Raw genomic sequence first — 23,706 nt, forward strand, 5'->3', positions numbered from 1 at the left:
CGCTTACTCTCTCCCTCTCTTATAATTCTCTGCCTGCTCTAGCACGCCTTTGTACACATCATCATTTGCGATGGGTGGAAAACCGTACTTGTGCAGCAGGAGAATCAAATCCACTTTTAGTTTGGCTTTAATATCATCGCGACCTGCCCAGTCGGGATATTGGGCGACATTATCGACAATGACTTTCATCTCTTTGGCGAGTTCAAGCATCTTGTCATCTTCATAGTCGAAGTCATACTTAGTGCGCATGTGCTCTAAGATATCGAGGAAGGCTTTTTCTTCCAGATCGATACCGAGATCTTCAAAAGAGGTTAGCTCCGAGGTCATCTCATCCATCAGATCTTTCATCTTCTGAATAAGTTCATCGTGTAAGTCATCAACAAAGGGTTCAAACTCTTCTCCGGGGAACTCACTACTCTCTCGGCGTTCGTTGTACTGCTCAACTAAAGACTGTAAGCGCTTTGAAAAATCGACACCCTTTAGCTGGTTCACTTTTTTGAAATCACCAATCGCTTTACCAAGCAGCTTTTGCAGTAGCTGAATCTTGGTATGAGGCAGTTTGAGCTTTAGCACACGGTTCATGTAGTCATCATCGAAAATGTCGATGGCTTCGGCTTGTTCCTCCCCAATCGTGAAGATTTCTTCTACGCCTTCCGCTCGCAGCGCTTCGGCCACCAGCTCACGTACATGCTTATTCATTTGTGCCGTGTCTGGCGCGTCCCCTTTGGTCAGCTTATAGATGATAGAGCGCACAGCGATGTAGAAGTGGATAAAATCACGCTCTCGCTTGGACAGAGACTCACTGCCACAACAGACATCGTAAGCCGCTTTTAGGCGTTTCACTAAGCCCATAAAACGTTGCTCGTTCTTTTTGTTGACCAAGACAAACTCAGCGGCATTATTTAAGCACTCTAGCTGTAAGCGAGGCTCGCCAGTAAAGTACCCTGAGCTGTCAAAGCTGTGGAACATCTGCCCCAAAAGGTCGAGGTGGTTTTTCACTTCGATGACCGACAGCGCCACATCTTCAAAGTTGCTTTCATCGGCTTTGGAATACATGGCCAGCGCTTGGTTCATGCGCGATTTAATCCCGATGTAGTCGACTACCAAGCCTTTGTCTTTACCTTCAAACTTGCGGTTTACTCGTGAAATGGTTTGAATCAGATTGTGTTTTTGTAGCGGCTTATCGATGTAGATAGTATCGAGCTCAGGGACATCAAAACCCGTCAGCCACATATCGACGACGATAGCGATTTTAAAGTTGGATTTCGGGTTCTTAAACTGCTCATCAAGCGACTTACGATAATCTTTGGTACCCAAAAGAGTGTAGAGTTCGTCTTCATCATTGCTGCCTCGGGTCATCACCATTTGCACCATAGCCAGCGGCATTAACTCTTTCGCTTCTTGCTCGGTTAGGCTCTCTCCCTCTAGGCATTTCTTCACTTCAAACCACTCTGAGCGCAGCAGTTTTACTTGCTTGTAGAAGTCGTAGGCAATGTCACGACTGGCACACACAAACATCGCCTTGCCTTTTACTGTTGAGCCCTCAGAGACACGCTGCTCATAATGGTCCACAAAGTCTTTGGCTAACGCCTCTAGGCGGTCGGGATCGCCCAAGATGGCATTCATATTGGCTGACGCTTTTTTGCTCTCTTCAATTTGATGCTCGCTGGCCCCCTGCTCGGCACACGCTTGGTAGTATTTTTCAACCTCTTCTAGCTTGCTGTTATCCAGAATAACTTTGGCGGCTCGACCTTCATATACGATGCGCACGGTGATTTCATCGTTCACCGCTTCGGTCATGGTGTAACTGTCTACTGGGTTACCAAACACATCTAAGGTGGCGTCAATCGGTGTACCTGTGAAACCAACATAAGTGGCACTGGGTAGCGAGTCATGCAGGTATTTGGCAAAGCCATAGCTCTCTTTGACATCCACTGCAATGCCATCTTTGTATTGCAGGGTGACCTTTTTATCGAGGTTAACTTGCGAGCGGTGGGCCTCGTCCGAAATACAGATGATGTTGGTACGCTCAGACAGCAGCTCGATGTCTTCGGTAAACTTATGGATGGTGGTTAGGAATACACCGCCACTCTTTATGCCTTGCAGTTGTTCACGCAGGTCATTGCGGCTAGTGACAGACACCACCTTTTCATCACCAATATAATCACTAGCATTACAAAACTGTTCTGATAATTGATTATCAAGGTCGGTTCGGTCGGTAATCAGGACGATGGTCGGGCTTTCAAAGTCGACACTTTTCATCAATAGGCGCGACAAAAACTGCATAGTAAAACTCTTACCACAGCCTGTCGCACCAAAGTATGTCCCGCCTTTACCGCTACCGTATGGCTTACGTTCTTTGTCGATGTTGTAGTAAAGCTTGCGCGCCGCATAGTATTGCGGGTAACGGCAACACACTTTGATTTCTTTCTTCGAGGTATCAGGAAAGAAGACAAAATTCTTCACCACATCGAGTAAGCGCACCTTGTTAAACAGGCCCGTAATCATGGTGTAGAGTGAGTTAATACCCTGTTTCTCGGTCGATTCGTTGCCCGTCACCTTACGCCAAGCGTAGTAGAACTCATAGGGGGCAAAGGCGTTACCCATTTTGTTGTTCACACCATCGCTGATGATCGTCAGGGCGTTAAACACAAACAGCTTGGGAATATCACGCTTGTAACGAATATGGATCTGCTTCCAAGCGTCAAAGAGGTTAGCCTCCTCCTCGCGAACCGCACTTTTGAACTCAAACAGCACCAACGGCAAACCGTTCACATACAGCAGGCCATCGGGAATACGCAATTGTTCGCCGTTCTCTGGCGAAATGCCCAAGATTTCAAGCTGATTCACGATTTTGTAGATATTGGTATCTTGAGGTGGAAAGTAGTTAATCTCCCCTTCTGCGACCTTTTGTTCTGCCGATGGTCTTTTATCCTCAAGAAGCGGGACAAACATCAGCCGCAACGCTTGCGCCAAATGTTGCGTGTTGATCAGTTCAATATAGAGATCTTTCTTTGAGCGATCTTCACGCTTAAACAAAAAGCCGTTCGCCAGCCAGTTACAGAAGGTTTTGTTACTCTGATAGAGATCACTCGCGGGTAGGCGAGCAAGCTGGTGGATGATTTGCTCAATCTCACCGTCAGTTATCTCATCGGCTTGATATTGTTTGGCAAGGTACGCTCGCAAGTCATCAAGAATCAGCACTTGCTCTTGGTCATCACGGGCAATGTCTTCACCGACACTATGCGGGTAGCCCTGCTCACCCAATAATTCAATAATGGCTTGTTCAAGTTTGGCTTCTGTGAATGTCATGCTCATCCGTGATCTCTATTACTGTGCTTAATGTTTGGTTGCTGCTAAGTGTCCATTACTGCTGGCCCACTTCACCCGATGTATTGTTTATCCACCGCTTTATTTGAGCGCCAATTTGTGGGGTAAATACGAACTCACTCTGGCACCTCAACCGATTGGCCTAACTCGATTTCGCCGGAAAGCAATTTAGAAGAAGTGCTTTTGACCCCAAGATCTGCAATCCAGTCTTTGAGTGATACACCAGCTCGACATTCAGGGGAGAAGAAAATGAAGTCACCTCGATCTTTGTAGACCACTCCGGATATAAAGGAGTTATCTTCGAAGAAACTACAACTGATAGGCTCTCCTTTTTTGGTCGCTAACGACATAGCCTGTCTACGACTATGACCATGTCGATTGATTTCAATAACTGGTGATTCGTTAAATAACACTGATAAAAAACGCTGATGTTCGAAGGGCAAATAATGAGTATTAATTTGATCCGTAGACACTACGATTAAGCAATCGTCGTTAGGCGCAACAACCCCACGCTCTAAATAGCCACTATATTTCCGAGCTTTTTCAGCCAACACACCAGTCAACCGTCTTTCGTAGTCTGGATCTCTCAAAGAAGCCGAAATCATGCAGGTTCTGCTTTTTCGCTCAACCTGTACATCTTTATTTGGTGCGTCATTACCATTTGTTGGACCCACCGCTTCTAACCAGATGCTATCGTTTCCTGATAATTTCTTAAGCTGAAAGTCTGGGCCTTCATCTGCGGAGTAGACATCTAGTTTCAAGTCAATCAAGTACGCAGCGAGTTCCAACTCTAGAAGAGATTGCCAAGGCATACTTTTAGCTTGGGACTCAAACTTAGAATCCAAAATACCACCTTCAGCAGACTTGTACTTGCTAACAGATTGGAAAACCTCTTTTAGACGTTCTTCCAATTTTGAATAATCAGGATGCGCACTCATTACTGGCTTTCCTCATCAACGGTTAGATCAACTTCACCTGCTAACAATTTAGGGAGCAACGTGTCACGGAGGTTCGAAAGCTGCTCACTTTGACGAACATTAGAGGTGATTACATCATAAAGCGGCTTCACCAATTTTTGATAAGCACTGAGCACATCTTCACTTGGAACCACAACAGAAATTGGCTTGAAGTTTTTCTTACTAATCTCAGCAAAGGTACTGCCACTTGCACGTTGCTTGATTTCATCCATTCGATGAACACACCACTGAAGCACAAATTCTGGCGGGAGCGTTTTTTCGCACTTCATTGCGATATAGCCTTGGTTTATAGCAAGTGGAACCTTAGCCAGTGCAAGATAGCCAACAGGAGCACGTGAGGACAAAAGAACGGTATCAACAGGCAATAAACCAGAACTCACTTTCTTCAAGCCAGCCTCGGTTAACTTACTGGCCGTATCTAGTAGAACCTTATCTTGGACACCTGAGAGATCTTTAGGAGAAGTCCAATGGATGTGACCATCAACCCAGAAATCCTCGTTCTTCTTAGATGGTGTGCCACCACCAACAACAGCAACTTCATCACCAATCTCCGATAGCTTCCAACCTTCAGGAATACCCGTTTCGCTATCTAGCTTTTCTGGGAATAGCGAGGCAGTCGCCGCATCCATTCCCTCTGGCTGTTCGCCATTCATTTTGGCTTTGACTGGATCGAAATCGACAAACCATGACTTGAAGATGGCTTGTGCCATTTGTTCTAGGGTTTGGTTGGTTTTGATGTTTAGCGTTATCTTATCGTCGAGTGTTCGCAACTGAGTAGATACTCGCTTTTGTATTTCGATAGGCGGATATTTAACAGGTACTCTCGCAAGTGTCTTCTGGTTCAGCGAAAGCATTGTTGTACCTTCACTATTTTTCATAAGCCAAGCTCGAGTTACTGAAGAGCGCATTAGATAACTAAAAAAAAGACTATCGTACTTGTGTGATAATCTGAGTCGAATACCATCTGAGCCAAGGAACCATCCTTCCTGTTCAAAGCGGATTACAGCATTGCGGTCAACAGCTCCTTTCCTCCCAAAGACGATATCACCTTGTTTCAATAAAAATTTAGGAAGTCTTTGTGTAGTTGCCTCACATACACGAGGTGTGTCTTTTACAATCTGTAGAAAGCCTTCTCTAATTTCCCTTACCGAAATTAGAGGAACACCATTTTCTGAATACTCAGATGCTTTTAAGGCAGTACCAAAAGGCCCTGTTTGTAAATGTGCCTCATCTCGGGATATTAGGTCACCAAGCGTTTCTTCTGTCCACTCAGAGCTCATAACCCAACCCCGCTAGGTTCTTTTTGATCTCGGCCTCTAGCGTTGCCGACTCTGCAAACTGTTCACCCAGTATAGAAGTCAGGGTTGCCATCTTTTCAGCAAACGGAACACCATCATCCTCTTCTTCCTCAGCGCCCACATATCTACCCGGCGTCAACACAAAATCATGCGCCTTGATGTCGTCAATGCTAGCTTGCTTACAAAAACCCGCCACATCTTGGTACTTATCTACCTTGCATTCACCGCGTTCTACCCGTGCTTTCAGTTCAGCGTCATCACTGCGCCATGCGTGGTAAGTGTCGGCAATGAGGGCAATATCCTCTTGGGTCAGCTCTTTGTGCACACGACTGGTCATGCTGCCCATGTTGCGCGCATCGATAAATAGCGTTTCTTGTTCGCGGTTGCGGTAGCCTTTTGCGACATTGGTGCGTTTATTCTTAGTGATAAACCACACACACACCGGAATTTGGGTGGAGTAAAACAGCTGGCCTGGCAACGCAATCATACATTCCACCGCATCGTTCTCGATAAGCTGCTGGCGAATCTCGCCTTCTCCAGAAGTGTTCGAGCTCATCGAACCATTAGCTAACACAAAACCTGCGGTGCCCGTTTCGCTCAGCTTAGAAAGCATGTGCAAAATCCAGCCGTAGTTGGCATTGCCCGTTGGCGGAGTGCGGTAGCCAGAAAAACGCGGATCTTTGGTGAGTTCGTTTTCATCACGCCATTTGCTGATGTTAAATGGCGGGTTAGCCATAATGTAATCGGCTTTTAGGTCTGGATGCTGATCAGCAAAAAAGGTATCGGCTGGGCGCTCACCCAAGTTACCCGATAAGCCGCGAATCGCTAAGTTCATCTTCGCCAGTTTGTAGGTAGTTGAGGTCAGCTCTTGACCATAAATCGCAATGTCTTTGGTGCGACCTTCATGCTGTTTTACAAACTTCAAAGACTGAACAAACATACCGCCCGAGCCACAGGCAGGGTCATAAATTTTTCCTTGGAACGGCTCTAGCATTTCGGTAAGTAAGGTTACTACTGACTTGGGCGTATAGAACTCACCACCGCCTTTACCTTCAGTAGCAGCGAACTTACCAAGGAAATACTCATACACACGGCCGACGAGATCTTCTTCGCTCATGTCGCATTCGTTGGCGAGCGTGTCGATGTTTTCAATGGTATCAATCAGTGAAGCAAGTTTTTTCACTTCAAGGTCTTGGCGAGAGAAATAGTTGTCTGGGAGTGCACCTTTCAAGCTTGGGTTAACTTTTTCAATGTTCGCTAGAGCGGTATCGATCACAACCGCGATGTTGTCTTGCTTGGCGTGTTTTTTCACGAACGACCAACGAGAGGTCTCTTCTAGGTAGAAGATATTGTCTTGCTGGTAGAACTCTTTCATTTCAACAAAGGCGTCTTGGCCATCATCGATCATCTTTTTGCGGCGAGTTTCGAACTTATCGCTGATGAATTTTAGGAACACAAGGCTCAATACGACGTGCTTGTACTCTGATGATTCGACACTGCCACGCAGTTGGTTTGCGGTATCCCAAAGGGTTTCTTCAAAGCCTTTCTTTTTCGCTGGGGCTTTTTTCTTTGCTGGAGATGGTTTCTTTGTTGGGGAACTGGCCATGATGATAAATACTTCTCAATAGATGAACTTGGCTCTAGAGTCAGAACCAAGATTTGTTGCGAGGTATTGTATCGTAAAGGATAGCGATGTGGCGGTTTTGATTAGATATTCTTGAGCTTAATTGCATATTATTTAAGAGACTTTGATTTGCTTAAAGTCGCAAACTTTTCGGTAATCGGTTATGTAAAGAGTTAGGGGAGTGATCGGTTGTGGCCAACACCTCACAAAACTGCTCACAACCTAAGTTCCACTTACATCTCATCCTCAATCTAAAAATTTTCAGGCATATGTCATCAATGTGAATACCCATCACTGATTCCGACAGGAGCCTGAAATGAATCCCAAAACTTCCGATTACCAAAAGCAGCAACGCTATCAGGAAAATGAAATCCTAGAGCATGCAGCTGAGATACTGGCAACACGCTACGTGCGTGGTGATGCCCTAACCAACCCAGATGCCACCAAAGAGTATGTCCGCTATAAGCTAGGTAGCCATGAGCGTGAAATGTTTGCCTTATTGTTGCTGGATAGCCAAAACCGACTGATTGAGTTTAAAGAGCTGTTTCAAGGAACGGTGGATGCGGCCAGCGTCTACCCGCGAGAAGTGGTGAAAGCGGTGTTAGAAGTGAACGCCGCGGCGGTAATATTCGCGCACAACCATCCATCTGGAGACTCAACGCCGTCTCAAGCCGATAGACGCATAACCGAAAGACTCAAGGACGCTTTAGCGCTGGTGGATGTACGTGTATTAGACCATATCGTGACAGGCGATACCTGTACCTCATTTGCTGAAAGGGGGTGGTTATGATTGAACAACATTACGGAGAGCTGTGCATTGACGATGCATTACATGCGTCACTGGAAGCACTTATGAATCGATACACTCTCCCAGAGAACGCTGAACGACTCGTATTGAACTGCCGCCAAATGAGTTACTACCGACATCGACAAGGCTTGCACCCCATTGAAGTGCAGCTAAAACGAGAATCTGTATCAAGCCCTTGGCTGGTGGTGTTCTTTGCCAGCTTCTCTTACCCCGATGACAACAGTACAACCGTTGAACCTGAGCTGTACTTTCACCTGGCTAATCGCTGGTGCTATCAGCCCGATGTAGGGAGCACGGATTTATCCCACCCAGAAGTACAAGAGCTGCTCTCAGTATGGATGAAAGCCTTTGCTCGCCATCTATCCAGAAACGTTTTTGATGACGTGCAACTGACAATGGTCGGTACGTTCCACTAATTCCTACTCTGTTATTTCTTATTTGAATCCTGAAACAAGGAGGACTCACTATGTCCCAATTAACCTTCATTGCCTCCACACTACCTGTGTCAAAGAAACTGCATAAGCTGTTAAATGTACAGCTCACCGCTCATTTGCTGAGTAATGAAGCACTAACCACCAGCCGTTACCTGGTGTTTAACTTCCGCGATAAAAGTTACAGCGCGGAGGAAGGCGGCTTCCATCCAGTTGAGATTGCAATTTGCCATACCTCAACAGGAGAATGGAGCATCGAATACATCACCGACTTTGCTTACATGGGGAACTACTATCCAGAGCTAGAGCGCAACTTGGATTTTGATTTTCGCGTTGGACAGTTCTTTGTGGCCTATCGTGGCTGGCTACCAATACAAGGTAGCCGTGATGCCAAAGAGCTGTATCGCCTATGGGAGAATAACTTTCTTGCCTATGTCGATACGGACGCCTACAACGAGATAGCCGTCACCCCGCAATAACTCATGACTTCCCTTCTTCTACAAACCATCAAACTTGTCACCGCTCTTATCACCCTGTTTACCCTCTCTCCTTTCTTTGGGGCAATCGGATCTCTAACGATGTTAGGTTTTCTGGTGGTACTACTGATTGGATTATTGGCAGCGATTGCCGAGCTCAGTGACAAGCATAAGCCGCGTTAATGTTAATCGGCTCACGCTTTGGTGAAGCCGATTGATGCTGTTTTCACCGTTGGACATTATGTGTCTGACCCACATCTATTCTCCCGACATTAAATGTCCGACTCCGGTGTGGAGCTTTGATGTATTGAGAGCGTAGTCATGAGCAATAAAACCAGCATTGAAGGGTTATCCGCTTTGCTGCACACGCTGATGCTTATTCCTCAACATCGATGGGTCACCGTTAGGGAGTTGCAGCAGCAGTTAGCCCTACTCGATATCCACCGCACCACGCGCAGCATTAAACGCTACCTCGATGACATCATTGTGGACGTATTTAACGTGGAGTGTGATTCGACGAGCATGCCCCATGTTTATCGGAAAACCTCAGAGCAATTACTGAAGCTCAACAAACAGGAAATGCTCCATTGGCAACTGACCAACAAGTACTTACTACCGCTGGTTCCTGATGAGCTGAATTATGGGCAAGGTCGCTCTTCGGAGAGAGACAAACCCTTACTCCACAAGGGTTCCGAGAATTCAAAAGAGCAAGCATGGTTAGCTAAAGTCCATGTGGCATTGCCCAACATTTGTGAATGGAGTAATGAGCAGCGGCAAGTGTTGAATGCGGTACATACGGCATTACTGCACAACCGCATGCTCAAGATATCAAGTCAAGTTTTGCAGCAAGAGAAAGCGTTCATTGAACCACTGGGACTCTCGGTTCAGTGTGACGCGCTCTTGCTGCTTTTTCGATTATCCGGTCAACCTACGATACGCACCCTAGCCCTACCTCTAATTGATGAGGCCAGTGTGTCGACGTTTTCTTTTACCTATCCCACTGATTTCAATCTTGAGCAGTTCATGCGTGAACATGCTGAAATCCGTGCATCCCAAATTTAACTCACCAATACGGAGAGATACCCATGAACACTCTAATTCGAACCATCATGATGACCCTATTGCTATTCAGTATTACGGCTTGCAGCGAGCAAGATGCAGCGCAAACCGTTACCGCCGATGTTGAAGTATCGATATCCACCAACCCTCACTGGGGAACACTGGTCTTTGATATTCAAGCTATCACCGACAGCACGGTAATAACCGGCGTGGTCATCAATCGAGGCAACTGCCTCCTACCCGCAGGCACGACCTCTGAACTATCTAGAAACGTTCAATTGAAGTTCGGTGAAACCTATACCGGATACAGCAACAACTGCACCGTGGACAGCGTGAAAGAGATCGAAGTCACCTCCAGCGTTGGCACCTTTGTGTACACCTTCTAACTCTCTATCCCTCAGTAACACACTAAATCAACTCGTAAGGATCAACTATGAACAAGTCAACTCTACTCATCGCGACAGCGTTAGTTTTCTCGACCTCTTCCGCATTTGCTGGTGGAACACTGGGTGGTAACCCATCCACAGATTCGGGAGCCGTCAATGTCAGTGCGGGTAAGTGCACTCAATACAAAATGGATGTGAAAGCGGCGCAAGAGGCAGGTAAGGAGGCATCGACCATCACAGTGCCTAAAGGCTGTGAAGCTATCAAAGAGAAGTAAGACCACCCGCAACGATTACAAACGAAATCGGGGAGCGTGATTGCTCCCCATTCTTTTTTTGCCTTAACGCATCTGTTTGAAGGTATATGTTATCTGTAAAAAAGCGAGTTAACTCTATCGGAGTACCAAGCATTACATAAGGGCTTACTGAAGCTGATAACACACATATCCATATTGGACACCAACGAAAAAGCACTTAGTCACTCCTAATAACTTTCGCTCTTTCCCACCTCCCTGTGAATCCCTGTATTCATGCATGATGGTTGTCGACGAAAGTTCGTCGACAACCTCAATAAAAGGAGCTACTCATGGGAAATAAACAGCTATCAGGAAACAATAGTCCACTATGGCCGACCAAAAATGGCACATCGAATCCTTCAGGTGGTGGGCGCACCAACAACCCGCCAAGCAAAAAATAGAAGCAAACCTAGGCTGCCATAGCGCAGCCTAGGGAGCGTAATGTTGGAAGTAACGCTGGTAACGACTTGTCGTGTAGATGTCAGGTAGAGAACTACTACCCACCTTATCGAGCGCTCTCATGAACAATGCATATATCAGTAAGTCCGCACCTTGACGCCCTGCGTCCATATTGGCAAAAAACGTACTTAAGGCTTCTACAGAGGGGAGACTTTTTCCGCTACGCCACTCTTTAAAGCGTGCTTGTTGGACATCGCGCTTCAACAGACCATTTCGTTCATACTCACTAACGGGTAAGACAACATACTCTGACAACTGCGCGTAAGTTTGATTAGTTTGCGCTTTTATTAGGCCAAAAAACTTGCCAAGAAATGTTCTTTCTTCTCTATTAAAAACCTGTCCGAACACCCCGTACTGCTGCGCATGAACACTCGGAGTGTATTCTGCATAGTGTTTATCCCAATCTTCAAGAAACATGGCATCAATGACCGACATTAAGGACAACCAAAAATCATGACAGAAACAAAGCATCGCCTGCTCAGTTTCTTTTGAGGCAAGCTCACTGGGGGATTTGAGCCAGTTTTTTACTAGCGCTTTTTCTTGCTCACTAAGCAACGTAAAGTCGAGGACTGGTAGGTAATAACCTGAAATTAACTCATTTTGGTTGTTTTCATTGATACCGGGAGCATTCTGCATAAAAGCCAACTGTCTTTGATAAGCGACGCAGCGCCTATCGATATAGCTAACCAAGAGCTCTACATTCAACTCACCAGAAGTCGAAGACAACCCTTGCTGAACGCCTCTAAGAGTGTGAGACCACCAAAAAGATAAGTCTGCTTTATGAAGACCACCATCGGGGAGAGAAACGTTAAAGCTCCACCCTTTACGAACAAACACTCTCGCCAGTTGCCAAGCAAACTGACGTATCGATTTCCATCGTATTCCCTCCTTACTAATATTATCCAACGTGCGGTCTGTCGGCAGATTACTCTTTACCACTGACGCATTTAACCACTTTATTTTCTCTCTGGGAGAAACAGGGAGTCCCAAAAACTCTGAGACTTCATCAGGCGAAGGTAGAAATGGGTTACCCAACTTGATAATGGGCATTCTAAACTTTTCGTTGAGCATTAGAGATAGCTCGTTCCTCGGGCAATACCGAAACGTTAAGAGAAACTGTCGAAGCCAGCAATATTAATGATAAATAAGAATGACAGCTTGTGGTGTACATCCCACAAGCTGCGTGCCACTGACCTTATAACGCCGCGGCTTCAACCGCTAACAAATCAGCTCTCTCATTCCCTTCGATACCAGAGTGTGCTTTGACTTTAAGTACCTCGACATACTTTCTAGAACGCAGTTCATCGACTTGCTTCCAGAGCTGACGATGCTTAACTGGCTTTTTATTCGCTTTACGCCAACCTCGGTCCTTCCAATCATCCATCCAGATGTTGAAACCTTTCACGCAATAATCATTATCTGAATAGATAACATCACCATCTTCGGCATACTCCAGCCCTTCGATAAACGCCAGTAACTCCAGCTCCGCACAGTCCGTCTCTCGGTCAATAGTGATACCTTCTTCATGAACAATCTCATTGTCTTCATCCATGACCACCAGCCCGATGCCACCTCGCATACATACTTGTTGATTGTTTGGGGCTGCGCCGTCTACGTAAATTGAATAACTCATTTTTTATCTCTCTCTAATTGAAAAAGGGCGCATGACTTTGCTTAGTCAGCGCCCTGTTGATGATGTGATTTGATGCTTGTGTTACTGAAAGGATTCTTGGCTATCTCGCAGTGCTAGACGTTGCTCCATCCATTCCTCGATTTCACTTTCTACCCAAGCCACGGCACGTCCACCGAGTGGTACACTCTTCGGAAATTCGGTTTCATCTGCCATGAACTTGTAGATAGTGGATCGGCCTAGCCCTGTAATCGCCATTACGTCTTTAAGTCTTAGAAATCTCATTGGGAATCGTCTCCTGCTTTGTATATACCCATGAGATAAGCCGCTACTGTAAAAAAATGCAGTCGTGTCTAATCTGCACTAGAGCCAAAGAAGTAACGCTCTTCTTTCCATGCTTCAGCAAGGTTGCTCATCCGTTTAAAGACACTGTTCTTTATGTTAGTGTCAGTGCTCTTACAGCGTGTACCCAGGCTATAGTTCCCTCGGTCATTCAGTTGGACCATGGAGCGCTCATTACCTTGGTAGTGCTTTTTAATCGCTTCTCCCCAAGCTGTTTTCAGATGCCCCACAATTTCATTACTTTTCTCCATGTAAATGGCATCACCAAAATTCTGCTTATAATCAGTAAACAAAACCACTCGATATTGGTGCGAACGGTTATCCTCTCGCTTACGCCACACGTAGTGCAACGAATCGGCGTTCAGCTTCTCTTTCAGGATTTCAAAGTAATCGTTCAGGATGCAAAACTTTGCATCTTGATGATCTTTAGGCAGATATAAGTCAAAACGTGTAACGAGAGCGACTTCAAACTGACTGAGAGCCAATTCAAAGACATCAACCATCGAAGTCAGTGCTGACTCGTACAACCCCTTGTCGCTGTAATACAGAGGGTAATCTTCAAAAGTTCTATCAAGGGTAATACTTGGGAGGTGGGTTCTATTCGCCATGAGTAATGCCTTTTGTGTGTGAATGACATAGGCATTACTCGCGCTGTATTTTTTAAGGTGAGTTGTGACTGTAACCAAACTAATGATGACCTATCGCAACTAGTTCCAGTGGAAATAACGATAAACCACTGGAACTGCCCGTAACGTCACTTTAAATTTACTTCCGGCTCGTGCCAAAGTTTCGTTGGTGGTTGCCGAAGTGCTTGGTTTTTTCTTTTGCAAGATAGCTTCCATGCTCAAATAGATCATCAAACTGTTGATTGAAGTACTTTGAGTTGGAATCTAGACGATGAACTACTGGAGCCCCTGAGCGATCTTTGGATACGTAAACCAAACCATTGGCTTCATCATACTCCACCCCTGTGACTTTCGCCCAAGCATCTATGATCATAGAAAGTAAGTTCTCTCGCTGTTTTCTCGCTTTACCTAACCAGTTAAAACGATCTTTGTTGAAGAGCAGCAATAAGTGGTAATGGTCATTCAGTGAAGAGCAACACTCTCTTACCCATACATACCTCACGGTACAAGAATGGACTCGTTGTCCATGTCTTTCTTTTCTTCGACCATCATATTCAATCTGAGATTGCAGCGAGCGGATAAAATCAGTGATTGCTCCGCATTTCTCTTGTCCATTTCTAAGCTTAGGAAATCGAAGATCAACTCGTAACGCCATTGTACGCGGGTAGGCATCCAGAGCCTGCTCGATAGTGTCATAGATTCTATCTAGATACGGAATACAGAGTGCACCATGAGCTGTTTGAATAGGATGACCTCTAAAGGTTTTTTTATCGGTTAGTCTCAGATTTTTGTTTTTTCTAGAACGTACCTTCATTTCTATCTACTCCTGTGTTTAGGTTCATAGATAGGTCGATACCGTTATTTTTAGTTATGCGAGTTGAGTGAGCGTGTAGGGTTGGATGATGCTATATCAGATGCCTAATAATACTAACCAAACAGACAACACAAAAAATCGCCACGTATATGGTTCTAGCCCAACCGGGGAGAAAAAATGCTAGGTAATCATCAAAGCAGGGGCGCTAAACTGTAAAACATCTATACAAGACCGCCTCTATAGAATCCGATTCACTCACAAGTTAAATGACAAACCATTGAGAGCACGGTAATGAACTTTGCATCCTCCATAGTGAGTACAACATAACCACAATCCATCGTGCCTTCTCTCCCAACGACAAGCTGCATAGTTCAATCATTCTCTCCAACATTGTCTGTCTTACTGCTTCTAGAACAACATACTCATGTTCATTTGAGTTGATAGCCTTCATTCATAATCAGCTGCACTACCACCATCACACTGTCACAAGTTTATAAAAATCAAATCAAATGAATACCTTTTTCAAGAATAGAAAAAGAATTTATACATTAACAAAAAACCATAGAAAGTTGGCTATTACCTTGGAAAATAGCAGTATAAGCCCTCAAAGATTAGTTAAAATCACAAATTACTTTTTATCTTGGAACTTTTTTACTACGATATTTGATAATTTATGAATACAGTTAAAATGTATTTAAAATACGAAAAACAATCATTAAAACTACTTATTAGAGAAGAATAGGGATGATAACAAGCGAACAAGCACTTACTAAAATTGGCCTTTTCAGGGCTAACGATGAAAGGTACTTAAAGTTTTACTGGGGCTATCTTGGTAAAAATTTCGACAGGATTATGGGGTTAGATTGTCAGGACAAGAGAGAGCTACAACATAAAATATCGATGGTTTTTATGCGTAAAGATCTAGATGTTATAGGCTTGGTAAACAGATTAAATACAGCAGCGTTGGACAGCTTAGTACCTGAAAAGTCGTTTGACTGGATAGATAAAAATGACGATAGGGTAGTCTATTTCGTTTGGTCAATGCTTAGATTGGCTACACCTAGAGCATTGAAGATCGATGGAAGAGAGTCAGGGCTGAGGTACGCGCGTAGACTTGATGACTGTCTTTATTATATTGATTCAAAGAGATCAAACTATTACAAAAGCTTAAAGTTAAATCCACTACCGATGCATCGCTCAGAGGCTTTACCGCTCATTAAAGATTTCTTTGATCAATGGAATGTCACAGCTCGTTCCAAAGAAGAACTAATGCTTACTCTCAAAGAAAAGTGGTTGTATATTGCATCAGATCTTCGCCCTGATTACTCCTGGATCGACCCAAAGAATAAGCAACAAAATAATTGGACCTCTAACTATATTTCCTCCCAACTAGAGTGGTTACCACACCTACCACCACCTCTAACAACCTCTCAAAATTACAACATCAACATCGCGAACTTGGATACCTTATTTACCTTTAACAAAGGCCAAGTCAGAAACCCAAGTGAAAGAGACGAGAAAAAGAAGACAGAATACAAAGAATGGCTCAGTCATACAGATGTCATGCACAAAATGATGAAGGCATGGAAGCAAAAACAGTATAGAGAAAAGGCTCGGCGCGCATCAGCTAAATATTAACCAGGTGATACGCACTTCTCACAGACTCTTCCCTTGCTCTATGCATTACTCTACTTTAGGGCAAAAGCTAGGCCATCTTAGCTGAAGGTAACGGGTGGACGTTCGCTTCCATTAGCGATTGCAACTTGTTACCCCATGCTTCCAGAACCTTCAATTGCTCATCGATATAATCATGATGGTTATAGACTCTGAGCATACCTGGGAGCTGGTGGCCGACTGTCTTTTCAATCGCTACGATATCTAACCCCATTTCACTACAACGACTGATAAAGGTACGGCGCAAGTCGTGAGGTGAAAAGCGCTCAAAATCGATAGGTAGATTACGTTTGATCAATGCCCGTACTGCCGCAGGTTCTTGCACTTTATCGACAGTTAGCTGAGGCCATACCAACTTCCACTTACTTGGCACGCTGTCACGCTGCTCTTTTAGAAGGGTCAGCAGATAGCCACTTAAAGGCACTTTACGAGCATCTTGGCTTTTAGTGTGTCGTTCTTCTGAGCTGGCTGGTAACAGCCAAGTTCCCTCTTCAAAATCTAACTCACTCCAACGCATTTCTAGTACAGCACTAATTCGCTGTCCACAGCCAAGTAAGAACTGCATTAAACGAATGTTAGAGGGATCTGTACGCCATGACGGCATACTCGTTAACAGAACCTTTAACTCTGAAAAGCTTAAATTACGTTTTGTCACTTTTGAGCCGCCGCCAACGTCTTTTGCTTTCAGCTGTGGTGCAGGATGAGTATCAAGCATATTTAGCGCTAGGGCATGGTTAATCACTTGATTGATGATTTTATGGCAAACCCCGATAGCCCCCGCCATACGCTTACCGTCTTTATCGACCTTCGCATCAAAGACCCGGTTGAGGTCATATATGCTCAAATCAGCCAATTTGATGCTACCGAGAATCGGCTTGATATCTCGATAGTAAATGGTCCTCGACTGGTCACCACGAAGCTGTTTTGAAAGACGTTTTTCATCGAAACTAATAAACGCATCGTCAAAGCTCTTCGCCTCATCTTGTGCTCGTTTCTCGATATCCAACTCAACCTTTGGGTTCTTACCATTCTCCAGCCAACTACGATAACGACCCGCTTCCTTTCGCGCCTGATCCAATGTCATCCCGCGCTCTGGTTTGATCTTAATGTATCGACCCATAGAGATTTTTTCGTGTTTCTTCCCTACTTGAAAACGAAAGATCCAAGTCATTGTGCCTGTTGGACGAACTCGAATGTTCAATCCTTCGACCTTCTTATCGGGGATCGAGTATTCCTTATCCTGTGGCTTCAATGCTTGCAACGTTGCATTGGTACTGATTCGTTTCGTCATCGTTGGAAAACCTCTGCATTTCTGGGTACGGCTCTGGGTACGGCGTGGGGTACGGCAAGCGTCGAGTTTCTATTGTACAGCTTTGGACTTCACCGGACAATACGATTACAAAAAACAAATAAAATCAGGTATTTAACTTTAAAAAATATAACTCTATAGACTTTGGCGGATTAAAGGTTCGATTTACCCACCATATGGAAGCGGGTGTGATGCTTGAGAAAAAAGACTAGCCCCTTAAATGAACAAACGAGCCTTAGGGCTCGTTTGTTGTTTAGGAATGTGTGGTCGCGTACTTATCGCTCGGCGCCAATGTAGCCGAGCTTTTTACCGATCCACAGCAGCAACAAGAGTGAGACGATGATCGAAAAGAAGTTTGAACCGGCCTCTGGGTATTGCGCTTTCACAAATGCGGAGTGACCAAACGCACCGACGAAAAAGCACGCGAGCCCGACAAGAGGAATATCCTCAGATACCGGATGACGGAGATACTCTTGGTATAAGGCCTGTAAGGAGAGCACCAAAGCGATCAATGGAAAGATAGAGAAAGCGACCTCACTCATCGTCAACCAAGACAACATGGCATCACCGCACATACCTGCGATTAATGCCAAAATGAGGGTTTTCTTTTCAGAACCACGATCGACTGGGTTTGTTTCGTTCGACATTAGTTTATCCCACCTTTTAATCGGTTACGTTCACGTTCTTTGCGATACCAATAAGCCCCTTTGGCTATCATTCGCAACTGCATTATCAGACGCTCGGCCAGTTCATCGCGTTCACGTCTGTCTAGATCTAACGCTTCGGCCCCAGAGCTAAATACCAGCGTCACGGACGCTTGTGCCTGGGTAAACGCCTCTTCACGAGACATGCCTGAGCTGATTAAATACTCGGTCAATTCGGCGCAGAAGTGTTGCATCTCACGGGCAACCGCAGTACGAAACTCAAAAGACGTTCCGGAGCGCTCACGCAGTAGCAAACGAAACACGTTGGGGCTACTTGCGATAAACTCCATAAACGTCTCGACCGAGGTGCGAATCACACTGCCTTCTTTGACGATTCTCTGCCGCGCTTGGCGCATCAATTGACGCAGCAACAAGCCGCCTTCATCGACCATGGTCAATCCCAACTCATCCATGTCTTTGAAGTGGCGATAAAAAGACGTCGGTGCAATCCCGGCCTCTCGTGCCACTTCTCGCAAGCTCAGGTTCGAGAAACTGCGATCAGCACTTAATTGACTGAAGGCCGCATCAATCAATGAGCGACGAGTTTTCTCTTTTTGTTGTGCGCGTATTCCCATGGATTTCATCGTTGGTATCTGTGTTTAACCTCAATGCCAGTCAATATACAACGATTGGCTTACGGAGATAACCTCAATTCGTTGTTTAGTGAAGAATCGCTATTAAAACACGCCCGCTTAATTGAAGGCAAAATTCCCTCTCACTTGCTCGTCTATCCTGTGCGCCAGGCCGAAGATTCACTTCACGCACTTATTCTCGTGATCTCATCGACTCTCTCAGTCGCTTTTTTTTCTTTGCTTCTTGGAATCAGTTAAAATCTCGCTACAGCAATGTTAACACTCTATAACAAGGATAAAACTATGGCTCAGAGCAACCACTTTGATGTGATCGTAATAGGTAGTGGCCCTGGTGGTGAAGGGGCGGCTATGGGATTGACCAAAGCGGGGCTCAACGTCGCGATAGTAGAGAAAGAGAGCAGTGTCGGTGGCGGGTGTACACACTGGGGCACCATCCCCTCCAAAGCGCTGCGTCACGCGGTGAGCCGAATCATTGAATTCAACAACAACCCGCTGTTTTGCCACAATAACAGCAGCTTACACTCGACCTTTTCCAACATTCTTGGTCATGCTAAGTCAGTCATCGACAAACAAACTCGATTGCGCCAGGGATTTTATGATCGCAACCAATGCTCGTTGATTTTTGGTACGGCGCGATTTGTGGATAAATACACCATCGCGGTGATGCAAAGCGATGGCACCGAAGAGACCTACAGCGCCGACAGATTTGTGATTGCGACTGGCTCACGCCCCTATCAACCGGCGGATGTCGATTTCCTCCACGAGCGTATTTACGACAGCGATTCTATTTTGAGCCTGAAACACGACCCGCGCCACATCATCATTTACGGCGCAGGCGTGATCGGCTGTGAATACGCCTCTATCTTCCGTGGCCTTGGGGTGAAAACCGATCTCATCAATACACGTGATCGCTTGCTGTCCTTTTTGGACAACGAAGTGTCTGACGCACTCTCCTACCACTTCTGGAATAGCGGCGTGGTGATTCGCAACGATGAAACCTACGAGAAGATCGAGGGCACTGAAGACGGCGTGATCGTCCACCTCCAATCGGGTAAGAAAATGCGCGCCGACTGTTTGCTCTACGCCAACGGCCGCACCGGCAATACCGACAAGCTCAACTTAAGCGCGGTAGGGCTTGAAGCCGACTCGCGCGGTCAGTTGAAAGTGGACACCAACTACCGCACGCCAGTTGAGCACATCTATGCGGTCGGTGATGTGATTGGCTATCCAAGTTTGGCCAGTGCGGCGTATGACCAAGGCCGATTTGTGGCGCAGGCCATTACCAAAGGTCAAGCGGATGGCTACTTGATTGATGATATCCCAACCGGCATTTACACCATCCCTGAAATCAGCTCTGTGGGGAAAACTGAACAAGAACTGACAGCGGCGAAAGTCCCTTATGAGGTTGGACGCTCGTCGTTCAAACATTTGGCTCGCGCCCAGATTGCAGGCAAAGATATTGGCAGTTTGAAGATCCTTTTCCACCGTGAAACTAAAGAGATTTTAGGCATTCACTGTTTTGGTGAGCGAGCGGCTGAGATCATCCATATCGGGCAAGCCATCATGGAACAAAAAGGCGAAGCGAATACCATCGAGTATTTCGTCAATACCACCTTTAACTACCCAACCATGGCGGAGGCCTACCGCGTCGCCGCCCTCAATGGTTTGAATCGCTTGTTTTAACCCTTACTCGCGACTTTCATCTCATTCGACACGGCATCAGGCTCTGATTGGCGCCGTGTTTTTTCTTCGCAGCCATGCCCTCAAATCGACTCAGGAAAGAACGCGCCCGCTCGCCACTGGCGATACAAAATCCACCCTAATGCCATGCCTCGCGCGGCCATAAAACAGAGCATCGATAACCAAAGCGCGTGGTTTTGCAACGCCTCAAACAGCCAGAATAGAATGAAGAACCCACAGGTGGCGACAAACATGCTGTTTCTCATTTCTCTTCCTTTCGTCGCGCCGACAAAAATACCGTCGAGTAGAAAACACCACATAGAAACCAACGGCATGGCTACCAGCCAAGGAAGAAAGTGCAGCGCTTGCTGCTGGACGGACTCAATATCCGTGATCATTGCGATCAAGGGCGATCCCAGTTGGGCAAACACCAACGTCAGTACGGAGCAAATGATCAGACTCCAGAAAAAGGTGCCCAGCAATGACTGCGTCAGTTGATGACGATCTTTTGCGCCGATGGCCTTACCGACCATTGCCTCCATTGCATAGGCAAAGCCATCCATTGCGTACGAGATCATCATCAAGAAACTCATCAAGACGGCATTGGCCGCGACAATCTCATCGCCATAGTTTGCGCCTTGAAAGGTCATAAAGGTAAACACCGCTTGTAGGCAGAGCGAGCGAAGGAAGATATCTCGATTCAGTCTGATAAAACGGCTTAGCCCACGGGTGGTGGCACGCAACACATCACCAATAGGCGGTAGGTTCTGCTGGTGCCATGTTCGCCATACGCAGAAAAAACCAAAACTCATACCGGTGTAATCGGCCAATACCGACGCCCAAGCCGCCCCTTCGACTTGCCACTCCAACCCGATCACAAACAGCAGATCGAGTGCAATATTGGTCGCGTTGGTGATCACCACCATCCACATGGGCGCTTTTGCGTTTTGTGTACCCAGCAGCCAGCCAAGCAGCACAAAATTGGCTAACGCCGCAGGCGCGCTCCAAACACGGATGGAAAAGTATTGTTCACCATAAAATTTGACTTGCTCGCTGGCCTCACTGAACTGAAAGACGATATCGGCCACTGAAGCATGCACGATGAGAAACAGCAGCGCAAAAAGCCACGCCATCGCGAGCCCTTGCGTCAACACAAGCGCCAACCCATGCCCTGACTTCCCGCCATACGCTTGGGCCGCTAAACCTGTGGTGGCCATGCGCAGAAACCCGAGCAACCAGAAAGTCACACTGATCATGGTGGTACCTAGCGCGACACCGCCTAAATACCACGCATGTTCTAAATGACCAATAACCGCGGCATCTACCAGCCCCAACAGAGGCACAGTGATGTTGGACAGCACCATAGGAATGGCGAGCCACAAGACTTTTTTGTGAAGAGAGAGATTGGAAAGAGTATCAAGGATCTGCACGGGTGGAATTCACTTAAGGACGATGTGTCCAGTGTACCCCTATCACCAGCGCAGCTGAACCACCACGGGCGTTAAACGATGCTTGAGGCGATGAATTTTTCTCAGCCATCGCTGCCACAGCTTCCAACGATGACAGTGCTGATCTAAAGGCGAAAAGAGTTTCACTGAACTTGCCCAAGGCAGTATGCGTCTAACCGTCTCATCGGCCGACTTATAACCATGCGCGTAATGTGATGAACCCATTTTCTGCCCCAATGCAGTGGGGGTTAGGTCTCCGGCCAACACCAAGCACGCTCTGGCACTGTCAAAGTGACACCCCATGGCTTGAATGAAGCGGGCAATTTGTCGTTCAGTGCCATCAAGCAGTGCACATTCGCACACAATCATCACTGGCGATTTTTCCTCGATAGGTAGAGACGACATCCAACTCAAATCAGTGACACTGCCGCATAAATGGTGGTAGCGCTCACTGCGATGAAACAGCTTTTGCCGCCACAACAGATTTTCGGTGACATCCAGTTCAAGCCAATGGCAACGGCCATTGTCCACTCGGTAGAACCGAGTATCCAGCCCAGCGCCGACATTGATGATCCAGCCGTCTGGGTTATGTTGGATAAAGTGTTTCACTTGCTGATCACACAGCTGTGTAATGGTCGCATGGAGCAGCTGTTTTTGAGGAATATCGCCCGATAGACACTCTGGCGCTAACTCACAATGTCGGCACGCGTTAGCAGCGATAGGATCGTAAACCAAGCCATTATCGACAAGGCTTTCACGACTACGAAGCCACAAGGGCTGCAAAAGATTGGCGGGGATTTGATAGCGCGAATGCGCGTTGTGGTGCCGGGAAGCCATGTTCATTATCTCTCTATCGCGAATGAAAATATGATAATGAATATCAATTGCAACATCAAGCGCGAGCGAACGCATCTTGATGTTGCTCTCAAAGGCAAGACTGACTCAGCGGACTCGACGTCGAATTACATCCAGTCAGTATTGCGAATGATGCCAACCGCTAGGCCTTCAATTGCCAGGCTTTGGCTAGTTAAATCGACCTTGATTGGCGAAAATTCTTCATTTTCAGCGTGAAGCAGTACCGTTGACCCTTTACGTTCCAAACGCTTTACCGTCACGTCATCATCGACACGCGCGACAATCACTTGGCCATCACGAACGTCTTGTGTCTTATGCACCGCCAGTAGATCGCCATCCATAATGCCGATGTCTTTCATACTCTCACCGTGAACGCGCAGTAGGAAGTCAGCCTGTGGCTTAAACATACTCGGGTCCACTTGGTAGTGTGCCTCAACATGTTCCTGAGCCAAGATAGGCTCACCCGCAGCGACTTGACCAATCAGTGGCAGCCCTTCGTCGTCATTAGCGGCATCGTTCAACAACACACGAATACCTCTTGAGGCACCGGGAATGATTTCAATCACTTGCTTACGTGCGAGCGCTTTCAAGTGCTCTTCCGCTGCATTGGCAGAGCGAAAACCGAGCTCACGGGCAATTTCAGCGCGGGTTGGTGGCATTCCGGTCTCATCAATTTTACTTTTGATGAGGTCAAAAACTTGTTGTTGGCGCGGCGTTAAGGGCTTCATAAGTCACCTGTCTTTTTATACAGTTAACTGTGAGTATATCCAGTATTGAGAAAAAGGAAAGGACTAATAACGGATTTTATTTTCTGGTCAGGCTTAAGCTATTTACCTCACATTGATGCTTTCATGCTCAATTATCGTTAAAAGGTTTGACCAGTTTCTGCT

General features: G+C 46.1%; 24 protein-coding genes. 9 read left to right on the forward strand and 15 right to left on the reverse strand.

The window, feature by feature from the left end; genetic code table 11:
* Positions 1-3: 3 nt before the first annotated feature.
* From AC6R10_RS17260 to AC6R10_RS17275, 4 genes are all read right to left on the reverse strand, one after another.
* Complete coding sequence (locus tag AC6R10_RS17260; protein WP_500673042.1) at positions 4-3,318, reverse strand: type I restriction endonuclease subunit R; 3,315 nt, start codon at positions 3,316-3,318, stop codon at positions 4-6.
* A 128-nt stretch (positions 3,319-3,446) separates the two neighbouring features.
* The gene (locus AC6R10_RS17265; RefSeq protein WP_500673043.1) at positions 3,447-4,268 is read right to left on the reverse strand and encodes a hypothetical protein; all 822 of its coding nucleotides are present in this window, start codon (positions 4,266-4,268) and stop codon (positions 3,447-3,449) included.
* A complete protein-coding gene (locus AC6R10_RS17270) occupies positions 4,268-5,587 on the reverse strand; it encodes a restriction endonuclease subunit S (protein WP_500673044.1) in 1,320 nt (439 codons plus the stop codon). The genes AC6R10_RS17265 and AC6R10_RS17270 overlap by 1 nt, the downstream gene beginning before the upstream one ends.
* Positions 5,577-7,211, reverse strand: a complete 1,635-nt coding sequence (locus AC6R10_RS17275) for a type I restriction-modification system subunit M (RefSeq protein ID WP_500673045.1) — start codon at positions 7,209-7,211, stop codon at positions 5,577-5,579. Before AC6R10_RS17275 ends, AC6R10_RS17270 begins: the two co-directional genes overlap by 11 nt.
* 334 nt (positions 7,212-7,545) lie before the next feature.
* Between AC6R10_RS17275 and radC the strand changes: the two genes are divergently transcribed.
* The 7 genes from radC (at position 7,546) to AC6R10_RS17310 (ending at position 10,664) form a co-directional block, all read left to right on the forward strand.
* Positions 7,546-8,019: a RadC family protein gene (gene radC, locus AC6R10_RS17280; RefSeq protein ID WP_500673046.1), complete on the forward strand. Its 474-nt coding sequence runs from the start codon at positions 7,546-7,548 to the stop codon at positions 8,017-8,019.
* Positions 8,016-8,453, forward strand: a complete 438-nt coding sequence (locus AC6R10_RS17285) for a DUF2787 domain-containing protein (RefSeq protein WP_500673047.1) — start codon at positions 8,016-8,018, stop codon at positions 8,451-8,453. Before radC ends, AC6R10_RS17285 begins: the two co-directional genes overlap by 4 nt.
* A gap of 50 nt (positions 8,454-8,503) precedes the next feature.
* Entirely contained in the window at positions 8,504-8,947 is a 444-nt protein-coding gene (locus tag AC6R10_RS17290; RefSeq protein WP_500673048.1) for a DUF2787 domain-containing protein, read from the forward strand.
* A 3-nt stretch (positions 8,948-8,950) separates the two neighbouring features.
* Positions 8,951-9,127: a hypothetical protein gene (locus AC6R10_RS17295; protein WP_334555571.1), complete on the forward strand. Its 177-nt coding sequence runs from the start codon at positions 8,951-8,953 to the stop codon at positions 9,125-9,127.
* Positions 9,128-9,265: 138 nt separating this feature from the next.
* Complete coding sequence (locus AC6R10_RS17300) at positions 9,266-10,006, forward strand: transcriptional regulator (RefSeq protein WP_500673049.1); 741 nt, start codon at positions 9,266-9,268, stop codon at positions 10,004-10,006.
* A gap of 23 nt (positions 10,007-10,029) precedes the next feature.
* Positions 10,030-10,389 (forward strand): hypothetical protein, encoded by a 360-nt coding sequence (locus tag AC6R10_RS17305; RefSeq protein WP_500673050.1) that lies wholly within the window; start codon positions 10,030-10,032, stop codon positions 10,387-10,389.
* Positions 10,390-10,436: 47 nt separating this feature from the next.
* A complete protein-coding gene (locus AC6R10_RS17310) occupies positions 10,437-10,664 on the forward strand; it encodes a hypothetical protein (RefSeq protein ID WP_500673051.1) in 228 nt (75 codons plus the stop codon).
* 447 nt (positions 10,665-11,111) lie between these two features.
* Here AC6R10_RS17310 and AC6R10_RS17315 read toward each other — a convergent pair whose 3' ends face one another.
* The 5 genes from AC6R10_RS17315 to AC6R10_RS17335 all read right to left on the reverse strand — a co-directional run bounded on the left by AC6R10_RS17315 (position 11,112) and on the right by AC6R10_RS17335 (position 14,553).
* Complete coding sequence (locus AC6R10_RS17315; protein ID WP_372068748.1) at positions 11,112-12,212, reverse strand: hypothetical protein; 1,101 nt, start codon at positions 12,210-12,212, stop codon at positions 11,112-11,114.
* 124 nt (positions 12,213-12,336) lie between these two features.
* A complete protein-coding gene (locus tag AC6R10_RS17320) occupies positions 12,337-12,774 on the reverse strand; it encodes a ribonuclease HI (protein WP_064489992.1) in 438 nt (145 codons plus the stop codon).
* An 81-nt stretch (positions 12,775-12,855) separates the two neighbouring features.
* Positions 12,856-13,056, reverse strand: coding sequence for an AlpA family transcriptional regulator (locus tag AC6R10_RS17325; protein WP_130201312.1), 201 nt, complete (start codon positions 13,054-13,056; stop codon positions 12,856-12,858).
* 68 nt (positions 13,057-13,124) lie between these two features.
* Entirely contained in the window at positions 13,125-13,721 is a 597-nt protein-coding gene (locus tag AC6R10_RS17330; protein WP_222133916.1) for a YagK/YfjJ domain-containing protein, read from the reverse strand.
* A gap of 157 nt (positions 13,722-13,878) precedes the next feature.
* On the reverse strand, positions 13,879-14,553 hold the full coding sequence (locus AC6R10_RS17335) for an inovirus Gp2 family protein (protein ID WP_500673052.1): 675 nt from the start codon (positions 14,551-14,553) through the stop codon (positions 13,879-13,881).
* Between the two features lie 744 nt (positions 14,554-15,297).
* Here AC6R10_RS17335 and AC6R10_RS17340 point away from each other — a divergent pair.
* Entirely contained in the window at positions 15,298-16,191 is an 894-nt protein-coding gene (locus AC6R10_RS17340; protein WP_500673053.1) for a hypothetical protein, read from the forward strand.
* 67 nt (positions 16,192-16,258) lie between these two features.
* Here AC6R10_RS17340 and AC6R10_RS17345 read toward each other — a convergent pair whose 3' ends face one another.
* The 3 genes from AC6R10_RS17345 to fabR all read right to left on the reverse strand — a co-directional run bounded on the left by AC6R10_RS17345 (position 16,259) and on the right by fabR (position 18,824).
* A complete protein-coding gene (locus tag AC6R10_RS17345) occupies positions 16,259-17,518 on the reverse strand; it encodes a tyrosine-type recombinase/integrase (protein WP_500673054.1) in 1,260 nt (419 codons plus the stop codon).
* Between the two features lie 293 nt (positions 17,519-17,811).
* Entirely contained in the window at positions 17,812-18,183 is a 372-nt protein-coding gene (locus AC6R10_RS17350) for a YijD family membrane protein (RefSeq protein ID WP_334555579.1), read from the reverse strand.
* Positions 18,183-18,824, reverse strand: coding sequence for an HTH-type transcriptional repressor FabR (fabR, locus tag AC6R10_RS17355; RefSeq protein WP_334555580.1), 642 nt, complete (start codon positions 18,822-18,824; stop codon positions 18,183-18,185). The genes AC6R10_RS17350 and fabR overlap by 1 nt, the downstream gene beginning before the upstream one ends.
* Positions 18,825-19,115: 291 nt before the next feature.
* Between fabR and sthA the strand changes: the two genes are divergently transcribed.
* Complete coding sequence (sthA, locus tag AC6R10_RS17360; RefSeq protein ID WP_334555581.1) at positions 19,116-20,516, forward strand: Si-specific NAD(P)(+) transhydrogenase; 1,401 nt, start codon at positions 19,116-19,118, stop codon at positions 20,514-20,516.
* 80 nt (positions 20,517-20,596) lie between these two features.
* Here the strand turns inward: sthA and dinF are convergent, their stop codons facing one another.
* The 3 genes from dinF to lexA all read right to left on the reverse strand — a co-directional run bounded on the left by dinF (position 20,597) and on the right by lexA (position 23,544).
* Positions 20,597-21,943 (reverse strand): MATE family efflux transporter DinF, encoded by a 1,347-nt coding sequence (dinF, locus tag AC6R10_RS17365; protein WP_500673055.1) that lies wholly within the window; start codon positions 21,941-21,943, stop codon positions 20,597-20,599.
* 42 nt (positions 21,944-21,985) lie between these two features.
* The gene (locus tag AC6R10_RS17370) at positions 21,986-22,798 is read right to left on the reverse strand and encodes a class I SAM-dependent methyltransferase (RefSeq protein WP_500673074.1); all 813 of its coding nucleotides are present in this window, start codon (positions 22,796-22,798) and stop codon (positions 21,986-21,988) included.
* A 125-nt stretch (positions 22,799-22,923) separates the two neighbouring features.
* Entirely contained in the window at positions 22,924-23,544 is a 621-nt protein-coding gene (lexA, locus tag AC6R10_RS17375) for a transcriptional repressor LexA (RefSeq protein ID WP_334555583.1), read from the reverse strand.
* Positions 23,545-23,706 lie beyond the last annotated feature (162 nt).

The sequence above is a fragment of the Vibrio sp. R12-SG2-ISO1 genome (assembly GCF_059834045.1).